The following is a 13377-nucleotide window of genomic DNA, read 5'->3' on the forward strand; positions in this document are numbered from 1 at the left end:
ATCGTTTTACTTTTTAGACACAAGATTTTATAAAAAGTCACTTCTTATATATTTATGTATCTCATAAAACCATGTTTTGTTAAAAAACAGTGGATTAAAGCATTGAAAATTAGAAAGTTTAGTATTTCATCGATTAACTATGAATCTAAGCTAGAAAAGCTCAATTAATTTGATCAAAAAAATTGGATTCTTGTGGATATTTGACAACTTCAAATAAGCAAAAGATATGTTTTGATTCATCAAAAGTTTTCAAAAAACTACTGATTGTGGTTTATAAGAAAATAAACATTGTTTATTACGATACTTCGCAAATAATCTAATCCATTGTTTTTAAATCAAAAAAACGATTAGAATAAAAAAACATTCTTAAAAAGTGACTTATTTGTAATACTGGTGTCTCAATTATTGTATAACCATATAAATGCAACACTTGGAGACTGACAATACATTCCGTAATCTAACAGATGAGGAACTTGTTGCACAAATTGTGAAAACGAAAAACTCTCTGCTATTCGAGATTTTATATGATCGATATAGTAGTATGGTTTACAATAAGTGTTATGGTTTTGCCAAGACTGTGGATGAAACAAAAGATTTAACACAAGATATTTTTTTAAAACTATATGTAAAACTACCCAGCTTTAAGGGAACCTCTAAGTTTTCCACCTGGTTATATGCGTTTACTTACAATTCGTGTGTCAATCATGTTAATCGTAATACTGCAAAAAAAATAGAAAAAGTGAGTGTTCCTTTACATGAAGATAATCATTTAATGATAGAAACGGATGATTACAATTTATTTCAATTAAAAGTAGATAAACTTCAAAAAGCATTAGAAATGGTATCGCCGGAAGATAAAATGATATTGCTATTAAAATATCAGGATGATCTATCCATCAAAGATTTATCAACTGTGTTAGAAATCGGAGAAAGCGCCGTAAAAATGCGTTTAAAAAGAGCAAAAGCGAGAATAATAGAAATATATAATGAAAAACTAAATGCTTATGGATAATCCATTCAAAAAAATTGGGCATCCCCCCCAACCCGTTCCTAAAGAATTAAAGAAAAAGGTAATGGAAGATGTAGCTGCATTTCAGTTTTTTATGGAATTGGCAGGTTTATTCTCTATAAACTATGCTAAAGCAACCGAAAGCTTCTTTAAAAGAAGGAATCGAGATTAAAACTAAATAACATACAAATTATCATCATGGAAACAATTACCAACTGGAAGCAATTGACTTTTAATTCGTTAAACGAAATGTTTAAAAATGTAATGGAAACCGTGCCTAATTTACTAGGCGCCATTTTCATTCTTTTAATCGGATGGCTAGTCACTAAGATTGTAGTATTTATTGTAAAAAGAATCTTGAAATTTGCCAAAATAGATAAACTCACAGAGGTAATTAATGAAAAAGATCTTTTTGGAAAAACAGATATAAAATTTAACATTACTAAAGTAATTACAGGCTTTATTAAATGGGTAATGTTCTTAGTATTCTTAATTGTAGCATCGGATATTATGAACTGGCAAATTGTATCAGTAGAAATCGGAAATTTGTTACGCTATTTGCCTAAGCTTTTTAGCGCTATTGCTCTATTTATGATTGGACTTTATGTGGCCAACTTTGTAAAAAAGTCAATCCATGGAGTATTTAAATCTTTTAACCTTAGTGGCTCTAAAGCTATCGGTAATATCGTATTTTATGCCATAACGATTATCATAACGGTAACCGCTTTAAATCAAGCCGGTATAGACACTAGTATTATCACCAACAACTTAACCATTATTCTTGGAGCATTTTTAGTTGCTTTTGCTATAGGCTTTGGTCTTGGATCTAAAGAGATCATTGGTGATTTGCTACGAACTTTTTATATGAGAAAAAGTTACGACATCGGTCAGAAAATAAAATACAATAATATTTACGGAACGATAGAATCCATAGATCACATAACTCTTATAGTAAAAACAGAAAAAGGAAAAGTAGTATTACCCATTAAAGAAATAGTAGAAAATCAAGTAGAAATAGAAGATGAATAAAACTTTCCGTTAGTATACTACCTAACATAATGAAGATGTGGATAACCTAAGATATCCTGATGTTTAACTTGTACTTGAGGGAAACTTTGAAATTGGAAAATAAATCTAAAGAAATGTTCCACTATAAAAGGCAGAAATTTGGTGAGCCATATAGTGACTTCAATTGCGTACTTATCAGAACATCAGGTATCTTAGTTAGGGCTACACAAACTCAACTTAATCAAATTTTCACAGCTCTGTAGCCGTTATGGGCTTCTTACAGTGTAGGGTTAATTAAATGTTTACAGGATCATTTTGATCCAAGTATGCTTCGCTTATAAAAAAACAGGTTTGCCTTAAAGTTTATTTATAATTATTCTTTTAACTACTTTAATTCCTGTTTTGGTTGTTATTTCGAGTATATACATCCCATTAAATAAATCGCTTACATCAATTTGCAAGTTGCGCGACGAACGCACTTGAACACCAAGCGTATTGTATACATGTATATGCTGTAATTCTTCTCCTTCCTTTAGTTGAATATGAATTTTATCTCGTGCGGGGTTGGGATATACCATGAAATCATGAGACTCATTTATATCATTTGAAAGCTGCTCTACCCGTACAGCCATGAATGTAGACTCGAAGCTGTTTTTACGATTTTCATATAAAACCCTGTCATTCAAGGGAACTATCAGGTTCATTTCACCTCGGTGATCTTCTACCAATTCATTACTAGTTTTCTTCTTAACTTCAAAAAAGAGGAGACTATTCGTATCTACCAGTACTGTGATATACTCTGGACGATCCAAATAAGACCAAATTCCAACACCTTCCATTTTTGTTGGAATGGTTACCTGCTCTAATTGATTCCATCCAAAAGCATTACGCCCTATACTTCTTACACTATTGGGTATGATCACGCTCTCTACCCATTCTCCTTTTTGAAAAGCATTTGCTCCTATATGAGTTAAGGTATATTCGATCCCATTATTAAGGACTTTTTCTGGCATGTTTACACTGGTTGCAGTACCTGTATAGTCTACAACCATTACTTCATTCGAAGAGATAATCTCATATCTTAAATCGTCAACGGTAAAGCTTTGTCCATAAGTAACTATCATTAAAAACAGAGAAATCATAACCAGTTCCCATTTATTTTTAAATTGTAATTGGCTTTTCATAACTTATTCAGTACTTGTTTTTTTAGTGTTTTTTTAATCCATAAGATTATCATTATGAAGAAATGATAGTGGTCTACCCCAAATCATTACGCATAACTGGCTCCTGGTTTTTATGAGGTGGTATGTAAGTTGCTCCCTGTATACCCCAATTCTTATCAATTTACTAATCAACTATTTTTTCAACAAATAAGAATGCTAACGAAGCAACCTACCCTCTCTGATAAAACATACCACCTTTAAACTTCTACAGTTAAGTGTTTACAACTATATGGAAACACTATCTACCCTGTATACCTTTATATCTCGTATTGTTTTTACATATTTTTCCAACTGTAAATTGCGATGTAAACCAGGTTTACCACCCCAAATAAAATGACCATCATCTGCATAAACACAATAAAGTACAACAGATATTGATATGATACTTTTATCATGTTAACCGGCTTTTGAAACGCTTTAAGTAATGCCATCATAAAGACATCTTTTTTTACTATATTTTCTTCCATCTTTTAGAATTTATTTGTTTTGATATACTACTATACGAAGTGGTATACAGGCTGCTCACCAACGGGTTCTAATCCAAACTCATTAAAACATTTCCCTACTATATATTACCTGCCATCGCCATATTTTAAAGTAATACGAAAAGGAGTATTGGAGTGTTGAGGGAGCAACCTATACTTCCACTATAAAGACAACATTTTTAACTTTTATATTTGAATATTTGCGTGCTTCCATACATTGGAACTCTTTTCAAATTTGTACACCCGCATATAGCTTATTATAGGGACTTGTTTATTCCTATTTTCTTCTTTATCAAAGGCCCCGATAAGGGTAATCGTATCATCATTACTCAAGTTCATCGTATTAAAACCTGATAGGTTATATCCTGCTATGCTATCATCTATATCTGCTCCTTGTTGTACCCAGCGATTGGATACATTGCGGTAAGTCCTTACATATCCGTACCTCTTCTCTTTACCGTGGTTGTACGAGGCTATTGAAATGGCGGTACCGTTATCAGATAAGCTGATATTCCACCCTGAAAAATTACCGGTTGGTAATCCAACAATATCTTTACCTATTTGCTTCCAAAACCCTGATACGTTTTGATATACGCTCACATAACCCGATGATATTCCACCCTGGTGAGCTCCTATAGCCATCATTTGACCATCGCTCGACAAACTCACGCTTGCTCCGAAATAATCTCTTACCGCTTTCCCATTAATATCTCCACCTATCTGAGACCATTTCCCAGATGCATATCTATACACCCGTACCTGGCCCGAATGTTTACCGTTATTACTGTTTAGTATTGCTCCTATGGCTAGTGTGGCGCCATCTTGAGATAAGCTTACACTATAGCCAGACCACCCCCCTTTCCTCTCGCCATCAATATCTTCTCCTACTTGTTCCCATACGCCTTCATTATTTTTGTACACGCGCACATGTCCGGAGAGTTCACCATTACGCCCATTGTTACGTTTAGCTCCAATGGCTACCGTAGTACCGTTTCCTGATAAGCTTACACTATACCCCGACCAATCTCCGGTTGCCTCGCCGTAGATAGCATTCCCCAGTTGATTCCATGATCCCGCATCTCTTTTGTATACACGTACACATCCTGATTTTTCACCATTATAGTTCGCTTCATATGTCCCTACAGCCATAATGGTTTCATTATTGGATAAACTCACACTGTAGCTTGACAAATCAACTACTGGTTTGTTTATGTTTACTTGAGTCTGAGCAGAACTCACTAGGGTTAATATCCCAAAAAGAATGATCGTATGTCTCTTCAATTGTCTCAATTCTTATCAATTTTGAAACGAAGATTCACCGTATTTAGCTACCCTAATAAAAAAAGTGCTGAAGTATGTTAAATCGGGGACTAAGAATTTACTTTATGGGACTTTAAAAACTTTCCTATACCATTTTTAAAGGGTTTTTGTCCATGTAAAATTGTCCATGAATAAGTTACAGATATCCATTCCCAGATCTTCCTATTAGTCACAAATTTGCCCTGTAATTAAATATCAAACCATGAAAACAGCAATTCTATTAAAAACCACAATCCTAATCATGTTTTTAGGATTTTCTATTCAATCATTTTCTAAACTTAAAAACAGTACTATTATGAAGAACACAAAAAAAGAAACCATGGGATTATTAGTAATCATGAAAGCAAAAGCTGGTAAGGCAAAGGATGTTAAAGACTTCCTATTAGGCGGATTACCACTAGTACATCAAGAACCTGAAACCGTATCTTGGTTTGCTTTTCAAATTGATGATACCACTTTTGGTATATATGATACTTTTGAAACGGAAGCTGGTAGACAAGCCCATCTGAAAGGTGAGGTTGCAAAAGCATTATTAGCTAATGCTGATGATTTATTAGAAAATTTTGATGCAAACACAAGCATTCAATTTATTGATGTGATTGCCGATAACCACAAACCGGGAATACAAAACAAAGGCCTACTTGTTATGATGAACGCCCAGGCTGGAAAATCTGAAGCCGTAGAAGATTTTTTGAAGGCCGGAAAACAACTGGTTAATAACGAACCTGAAACCTTAGGATGGTATGGATTTAAAGTAGATGATACCACCTATGCCATCTTTGACACCTTTACTGAAGATGCCGGAAGAGATGCTCACCTGAATGGTAAAGTGGCCGCTGCCCTCATTGAAAATGCGCCAGTGCTATTGAAGGATTTTAGTGCTACAGCTATCCAGAAGATCGATATTTTGGCTTCAAAACAATAGCTACTTCCTATAATCAAAAAAGGAGCATTCTAATGGATGCTCCTTTTTTTGTATCTAAACAAATGTTTAAGTTTTTTGTATAATCATGAGAGGTTGGTTTGCGTTTTTTCAAGTTTAGCAAACCCAACGGTCTTTCTATAAATATCTGGGGAAACACCTACTTTCTTTTTAAAAAATCTGCTAAAATAAAATTCATCTTCATACCCCAAATTGGCTGCTATTTGCTTTACTGGCTTAGAGGTTAAATACAATTCTCTTTTGGCTGCTACTACAATTCTATGGGTGATTAAAGAAGTTAACGTTTGATTTAAATATTTCTTAACGATTCCTGCCAAAGTCCTGGGGTTTACACATAGCATATCTGCATATTCTTGTGGGGCATGTAATCTAGCATAATTACTTTCTATAGCATCTACCAGATTTTGTAAAATTTCGGATTGTCGATCTGTAAATTGAAGTACTGAATCTTTATCAAATTTCTTTTTCTGTCTTACCGCTTCAATAAGAAACACTTTTAAAAAAGCCACCAATACTTCATGCTGCGCAATCGAATCTTTACTCATTTCTCTTGAAATTTGCTCCATAAGGCTTAAAAACAAAGCCTCTTCTGCTATTTTAAAAAAAGGTAAGCCATGAAAATTCCCAAAAAGTACCCCTTCTGTTTCTATTTCATTTTGATGGCGATATGTACAAAAAAAATCAGGATGAAAATTCAACATAAACCCGGAGCATTCTTCTTCCGAACTCAACATAAATGGCTGGTAAGGTGACAAGCAAATGATATGATTTTCTTTGAGTTGGTATTCTGAGAAATCTACTTGCAACGTGAAACTATTCCCTCTTAATAGAATCATAGAGTAATAATTTTTCCTTTGTAGATGCCCAAACTCATCTAGGCTACTAAACTGTTCTAACCTAAATGCTAACTCATTGTTTTGTTTATTAATAATCGTTTGTACCATAAATAAAACTTCGGTTCGTTCTAACTCAATATATGTAACGCTTCCAGGGCAAATGCCGTACTAAGCTCTCTACTTCCAAAATAGGTATTTGATCTTGGTGCTATAAAAAGCCCATACACTGGCCAACCTCCATCAGCTAATTGTGTGTCTAATAACTTTAAAAAATCTACCCTGTTCACAATGCCTAGTTTTTTTAACGCGATGATTCTCAACGCTCTTTCTAATGGAAATGTGGAACAATTTACTCGGGTTATAAGCATCTCTGTAAGTGGCTTATGAAATTTCTCGAATTGATCAGGAAAATCAACTACTAATCTAGAAAGAAAAAACAAAAAAACATCTGGTGCCGGGTAATATCTTGTACCCTTAAGATATTCTTTACTAATTAAAAAATCAAACACAAATGCTTCGGTTTCTTTTAACTCTTTTCTTTCTCCATAGCCTATTTGATGCATCAAATACAATACGTTAATAGCCACTATAGCATCTATTCTTGGCCTATTGTCATCAAAATACACCTGGATAATACCTTCCTCATTTCTATTAGCTATCATTTGTTCTGCCACGGGTATAATCTTTTCTATAGTGAGCTTGTTATGGTTCAATAGGAAAGATAACACCATAGATGTTGTATCCAGATCGTCTGGGAAATTATCCGGTCTAGCCTCATTTTTATAAAAACACCAACGTAGCTTGTTCTGCCCATCATGGTTGAGTATCTCATGGCACATGGATGCTATAATATCATCCGGAAGTGATGTGTATGAGTGTAAAATGACCGCTGTAGAGAATATTTCTTTAGAAAAATCTTCACCTCCTATTAACTCTACATTGTTACTGACAAAACTCTTGCAAAAAGGAAATTTACGCAATCTAAGGTTTAAATAGTCTTCTCCTAAAGTCCTCTTTTTATGTATCTCTGGTGTCATATTTTGAAGAGGTATCGGCCAACCACCTTCTATAGCAGTATATTCAAAGTTATCTTTGTTATATTTTAAGGTACTAATTCCAAAGTTCGCTGCTTCCTGCAGGTTTTCCGATTTATCATCTATAAAAATGGTGCTTTTGGTGTTTATCGAAGCACTAGAAATAAGGTATTGAAAAATATCTGGGTTTGGTTTTCTAAGTTGTAACAAAGCTGACACGTATATCCCATCAAAATATTTCCAAAAATCAAATTGCTTATATAAGTAGGAGAAAGATTCTAAATCTACGTTAGATAAGCAGTAAATTTGCTTATCCTTTTTATGTAACACTCTTAGCACCTCTACCATGAGCGGATTTACTTGTAAACTAGCTATACTTAACTCAAGCATTTCTTTTAGCTTACTGCATGGAGTCTCTAACTCACAACTAAGTGCCGTAAGTGCAAATTCTTGATTAATCAAACCTTTTTCTAAATCCTGCCAAACAGGATGTTTGACCATTTTTCGTACGTCATCTATTCCTTTTGTTTCTGAGGTAAAGTGAACAGAATCCCAATGTAAAAGGACATCGCCCAGGTCAAAAACAATTGTATCATACCGATCTAATATTTGTGATAATTCTTGTAAACTGGTAATAAGTTCCGGGGTTAAAACTTCTTTCATGTTATTTTGATTTATTGGTGAAACATTTGACGAGAAATCCATCTTAGCTTTTTGTTCTGGAAAACGATAGGTAAGATGAGTGTTTACTTTCTGGGTAATATTAGATTAGCGCCTCCTCTGCACTGTAAATCTTGCAAGTTCTTCTAAAACTGCTACGCTATCGTTTTCAAATTCGTTTAAATTAGCGATAGCCTTTTCTGCCAATTTGTTGGCTTCGATTTGAGCGCTTTCTACAGAACCAAAAAGGGAAGGATAGGTTAGCTTATTTTCATCGGCTTGTTCTCCCGCTGGTTTGCCCAACGATTCTGTTGTTTCGGTTTTACTAAGGATATCATCTTTTGCTTGAAATGCAAGACCCAAATAATATCCGTAATTCAACAGTTTGTTTACTTCTTGCTCCGATAATTTGCTAGAAATACACCCTCCCAAAATAGCGATTTGAATTAAGGCACTTGTTTTTCCGGAGTGTATAAATTGCAAGTGTGGTAATGACACCATATCATCTGCCCATGATTCGGCATTTAAATCTGCACATTGACCTTTATGCAACTGATTGTTTAGTTTTCGGAAAAGTTCTATGTCCTGACAATACTTATGATATGGATACAATCCTTCCTCAAAGAGTCTTGAGGCAGCCAAGGTAGCTGTGTTGACATCATATTTTATATGACAAGTAGGCGCATTTCTTCTAATAGCATCATTATCTTGAATATCGTCGATAATAAGGGTATAGGTGTGAATAAACTCTACAGCTTTGGCAAATTCAAAGGCTTGCTGTGTGTCCCCATTAAATCCCTCTGATATCGCAAAAACAATGGCTGGTCGTATTCTTTTCCCGCCATCTCCCAAATTTAGCATGTAATACATAGCCTCATTTGTAGATTCCAACATATTTGTATCTGGGAATGCTATATCTCTAAAAGCGGTGTCTATTTTTGTTTTAGTTCTTGTCAGAACATCTTTGAGTCTTTCCATTTTCTATATAGGTTTTTAGAGTTCTTAACTTGAGGTTTTAGATGAATCTCAGCACGCTGCTTTAATTTTCAACGTTTTACGACACATCTAAATTTTCGTAATCTCATTAAACAATTATCAAAGCATTTCTGTATTTTGTTAATACACTGGAGGCGAGTTTGTCAGTCTGAGTTGATCGAAGGCAAATTGAAAATCAACAGTTTAAAAACTTCGACAAGTACCATTTGAAATCGTGAAGCTACTTTTTAAATAGCCTCATTTTTTAACGTTTATTATTTCTACCAAATAAACTGTTCTGGTCTCTTTATAGCTTTTTGTAAATAAATTCTCTAATTTGTTCATTATTATCACTATCAGTGAATGTATGGACAAGCTTAATAGTAGTGCTATCTTCTAATACAAATTTGACCCTGGGGTTATTTTTAAGGGCAATAGTTTTCTCATCTTTTACTACATACTCTAGAGTACTGGTTTTGATAAATTGACATTCTGCACTGGTATCAAAAACAACCGTGCTATTTCCCTTGATAATTGTTGCCTCAATACTTTCTGGCAAAGGGTAACTCACACTTACATTGTAGTCTAACAAATCTCTACGATTAAAGTTTTTTTTATGTTGAATAAATTCAAAAACACTTTGGGATTTAAATTCTATGGTGTTTTTTTGAAGGCAATCTTTGTCAGAGTCAATTTTCCATTTTCCTAATATATTTTGGATTACTTCTGTTCCATCAAAAGTGTCGTCATTATTATCTTCATCGGTCTGGTTATCTGTTTCTACCTCTTCTGTTTCTTCTGCCTGATTTTCTCCTAATTCTGAATTGTCACTTCTTATAAAAACATCAATTTGATTTTGTTCTTCATTATCATTAGTAACTTTGGAAGTAATCTGTAAAGTATCGTCAATCAACTTGATTTCAGAATCAAAGTTAAAAAAAGTGACACTGTTCAAACCAACAACTGTATAGGTCCCGGATTGTGTAACTGTTCTAGAACAAAGATTTGTTGAATTACTCCCTAGTTTTAAAAAAGTTACTTCGTAGGTGTCGTCTTGATTGAAAGTGGCCGTTGATTTTTTTAAGCATTCGAATGCAGATGGTGAAACATTTTCATTGTCGATAATACTACTTACTAATATCCAATCTCCAATTAATTTTTCTTTAGTGACCATTATATCCTGAGAAACTTGCTCATTGTTTTCTGGATTAGAATCATTATCAGAATCACAAGAAAAAAGAGTTAGAGACAACAGAATACATAGAATTGATTTGTAGGTTTTAATACGGATCATTTTGTTTAATTTTAATGTTTACTTTAAGAGTTGATTTCAATTTAACGTGAGTTCGAAATAAGGCTTATTGATAATCAGATTTTCACAGACTTAGTTGGTTAAAAACTGATTTTGTACTGATGTACTAATAAAAGGCGAGCATCCTCTACACTAACAATACACTAAAAGTATTATGTCGTTTACTATCAGGAATATTCCTCAATTAGTTTTTACTTTTTTAAAAACGCCCTTTATTTTTTAGGTATTAGATTGTGGTAACAAACGTATTGATCATGTTTACCTTTTGCAAAAATAGGGGGTGGACAAAGGGGGGACAGTACGTTAAAATGAAAAAAAACTATACATTTAGGAAATAGAAAAAGTGAGAGCTATGCCTTTTGAAATCAAAAAGGGGATTTAAGAAATTTCTGGATTTTGGAAGCCTTTCATCTCTTCTTGTGCCACTAATTGAATTTATACTAATGTAAGCATTGAAGTCGTTAATAAAACACCTGCATTTTTATCCGCAGACTGGAGTATAAATATTGGGAAAGGCATTATTTATCAAGAAAAATGGGAGAAAATAAATGGCAAATGGCTTTTGACCTATGATGAATTTCAAGTACTGAAAAAGTATTAAAACAATATAAAGCAAAGAGGTGAGTTAGTACCTTACTTTATTTCCTATAAACGTCATAAATAGACAAAATTTAACTCGATTGAAAAAAATGTAAAAATGTTTCTTAAAACCTTCTTATCCTTTTGGCTTTTTTTTGTTTGTGTGTTTGTAAATGCACAAAATAAAAGAGTAGTGGATAGCCTTTTACAAATTATACATCAAAAATCAGTAGCAGATACAACCTTAGCAACAGCCTTTAATGATATAGGAGTCGAGTATGCTATATCAAAACCCTTATTGGCAAAGGAGTATATAATGAAGTCGCTAGCTATTTCACAACAAAATAATAACCCTAGGGGAATAGCTAGTTCATACAATTGTTTGGGTAAGGTTTACCTTTATCAGATTGAGTATGATACTGCTCTAAAATATTTTGAGAAAGCGTTACAGGTTAGTAAAAAATCAAATCATATTTGGGAACAGGCTTCTGCACTACATCAAATTGCTGCTACCCATGTTTATTCAGGAAATTATCTTGAAGGAATCACTGTACTAGAGAAATCTGGAGCGTTGTTTTTGAAAAAGAATGATTCACTCTCTTATGCAAAATCACTGCAAACTTTGGGGGTAGCCTATAAAAGATTGGGACGGCTAAGCGTAGCAACCAAGAAATACTTAGCCTCAATAAAAATCTATAAACAACTTAACCTAACAACGGGGATAACACATTCAAACTATCAATTAGGGGATATTTTATTGATAAAAAAAGAATATAGAAAAGCTTTACCTTATTTGAACTCGTCTTTATCTGGCCTTCAAGAAATGGGTAATTTTAAATTCATTTTAGTTAATCATCAAAGTTTAGGATGGTGTTACAAAGAATTAAAAGATTATGATAATGCCATTAAACACTATGAAAAAGCATTAGAAATTTATAAAAACAAATATCCAATATCCAATAGTTGTTATGCATTATCCATGTTAAGTGAGATCTATTACGATTTAAATCAGCTGGATAAAGCTACCTACTATCAAAAAAAAGCCGTACTGGAATTGAATTCCAATAAAAAAATGTACAAGCTAGGGAAAGCGTACACCTATATTTCTATGGGCACACTTTTTCTAAAGCAAAAAAAAACGGACTCAGCAGTCTTTTATGCACAAAAGGCATTAAAATATACACGTCAAAATGGCTTTTTACGAGCAAAAATGGATACCTATCAGCTGTTGGCGCTAGCTGCCGAAGAAAAAAACAATAATGTTGTTGCTCTTGAATATTTTAAAAAATTGGCAATGTTGAAAGATTCTATACAAGAGCTAGAAAATAAAACACTGGTTTACGAACTGAGCGCTCAATATGAAGCCAATGAAAAAGACTTAAAGATTGAGCAATTCGAAAAAAGCACTAAAACGAAACGAAAACAAATTGTTGCATTAATGATTTTGGGGGTAGTTTGTATAGCTTTTTTGCTTGTAGGTGGGAAGATATTAAGAAGAAAAAATAAACAAAAACAAAAATTGGAGGAAATAGTGGAACGAAAAAATAAAGAGTTAACCACCAATACACTCCATTTGTTAAAAAAAAATAACACCCTTAATAACGTTAAAGAAAAAGTAACAGACTTGTGCAATACACAAGATGCAAATATATATGAGTATCGTAAAGTGTTACAGGTTATAAATTTTGATAAAAAAGAAGATCAAAATTGGAGGCTTTTTAGAGAACTTTTTGAAGAAAGTCATCAGGGTTTTTATAAAGAAATAAAGAACAGGTTTCCCACTATTACCTCAAAAGAACTAAGACTTATTTGCTTGTTAAGACTTAACCTTTCCTCAAAAGAAATAAGTACATTTCTTAATATATCTACAGAAGGAGTTAAAAAAGCTCGTCACAGATTAAGAAAAAAATTGAAGCTTACTATAGAAGAATCTCTGGAAGATTATATTATGAGTATTTAATAGAGGTGTAAACTCGGATTATGCATTGAAACT

12 protein-coding genes are annotated in these 13377 nt (G+C 33.3%); 5 read left to right on the forward strand and 7 right to left on the reverse strand.

The window, feature by feature from the left end; all coding sequences use genetic code 11:
- Positions 1 to 421: 421 nt before the first annotated feature.
- From BUE24_RS06195 to BUE24_RS06200, 3 genes are read left to right on the forward strand one after another with little or no spacing between them, the layout of a single operon-like run.
- Complete coding sequence (locus BUE24_RS06195; RefSeq protein WP_073315005.1) at positions 422 to 1012, forward strand: RNA polymerase sigma factor; 591 nt, start codon at positions 422 to 424, stop codon at positions 1010 to 1012.
- On the forward strand, positions 1005 to 1181 hold the full coding sequence (locus BUE24_RS23895) for a hypothetical protein (RefSeq protein WP_170864562.1): 177 nt from the start codon (positions 1005 to 1007) through the stop codon (positions 1179 to 1181). The genes BUE24_RS06195 and BUE24_RS23895 overlap by 8 nt, the downstream gene beginning before the upstream one ends.
- Before the next feature lie 26 nt (positions 1182 to 1207).
- Positions 1208 to 2038 (forward strand): mechanosensitive ion channel family protein, encoded by an 831-nt coding sequence (locus BUE24_RS06200; RefSeq protein ID WP_073315007.1) that lies wholly within the window; start codon positions 1208 to 1210, stop codon positions 2036 to 2038.
- A 335-nt stretch (positions 2039 to 2373) separates the two neighbouring features.
- On the opposite strand, the gene BUE24_RS06205 is transcribed toward BUE24_RS06200, so the two are convergent.
- The 3 genes from BUE24_RS06205 to BUE24_RS06215 all read right to left on the reverse strand — a co-directional run bounded on the left by BUE24_RS06205 (position 2374) and on the right by BUE24_RS06215 (position 5015).
- Positions 2374 to 3201, reverse strand: coding sequence for a T9SS type A sorting domain-containing protein (locus tag BUE24_RS06205; protein WP_073315009.1), 828 nt, complete (start codon positions 3199 to 3201; stop codon positions 2374 to 2376).
- A 314-nt stretch (positions 3202 to 3515) separates the two neighbouring features.
- On the reverse strand, positions 3516 to 3707 hold the full coding sequence (locus BUE24_RS06210) for a hypothetical protein (RefSeq protein WP_073315011.1): 192 nt from the start codon (positions 3705 to 3707) through the stop codon (positions 3516 to 3518).
- A gap of 204 nt (positions 3708 to 3911) precedes the next feature.
- Positions 3912 to 5015 carry a WD40 repeat domain-containing protein gene (locus BUE24_RS06215; protein WP_073315013.1) on the reverse strand — a complete coding sequence of 368 codons (1104 nt, stop codon included), beginning with the start codon at positions 5013 to 5015 and terminating at the stop codon, positions 3912 to 3914.
- Between the two features lie 325 nt (positions 5016 to 5340).
- Between BUE24_RS06215 and BUE24_RS24245 the strand changes: the two genes are divergently transcribed.
- Positions 5341 to 5970, forward strand: a complete 630-nt coding sequence (locus BUE24_RS24245; RefSeq protein ID WP_139241919.1) for a putative quinol monooxygenase — start codon at positions 5341 to 5343, stop codon at positions 5968 to 5970.
- Between the two features lie 83 nt (positions 5971 to 6053).
- Here BUE24_RS24245 and BUE24_RS06225 read toward each other — a convergent pair whose 3' ends face one another.
- The 4 genes from BUE24_RS06225 to BUE24_RS06240 form a co-directional block, all read right to left on the reverse strand.
- Complete coding sequence (locus tag BUE24_RS06225) at positions 6054 to 6824, reverse strand: helix-turn-helix domain-containing protein (protein WP_170864563.1); 771 nt, start codon at positions 6822 to 6824, stop codon at positions 6054 to 6056.
- Between the two features lie 128 nt (positions 6825 to 6952).
- Positions 6953 to 8521 carry an HAD-IA family hydrolase gene (locus BUE24_RS06230; protein WP_073315019.1) on the reverse strand — a complete coding sequence of 523 codons (1569 nt, stop codon included), beginning with the start codon at positions 8519 to 8521 and terminating at the stop codon, positions 6953 to 6955.
- A gap of 105 nt (positions 8522 to 8626) precedes the next feature.
- Positions 8627 to 9496, reverse strand: coding sequence for a polyprenyl synthetase family protein (locus BUE24_RS06235; RefSeq protein WP_073315021.1), 870 nt, complete (start codon positions 9494 to 9496; stop codon positions 8627 to 8629).
- A 304-nt stretch (positions 9497 to 9800) separates the two neighbouring features.
- Positions 9801 to 10787 (reverse strand): lipocalin family protein, encoded by a 987-nt coding sequence (locus BUE24_RS06240; RefSeq protein WP_073315023.1) that lies wholly within the window; start codon positions 10785 to 10787, stop codon positions 9801 to 9803.
- Positions 10788 to 11502: 715 nt separating this feature from the next.
- Here BUE24_RS06240 and BUE24_RS06245 point away from each other — a divergent pair.
- A complete protein-coding gene (locus BUE24_RS06245) occupies positions 11503 to 13344 on the forward strand; it encodes a tetratricopeptide repeat protein (protein ID WP_073315025.1) in 1842 nt (613 codons plus the stop codon).
- Positions 13345 to 13377 lie beyond the last annotated feature (33 nt).

The organism is Aquimarina spongiae (assembly GCF_900141785.1).
GTDB lineage: Bacteria > Bacteroidota > Bacteroidia > Flavobacteriales > Flavobacteriaceae > Aquimarina > Aquimarina spongiae.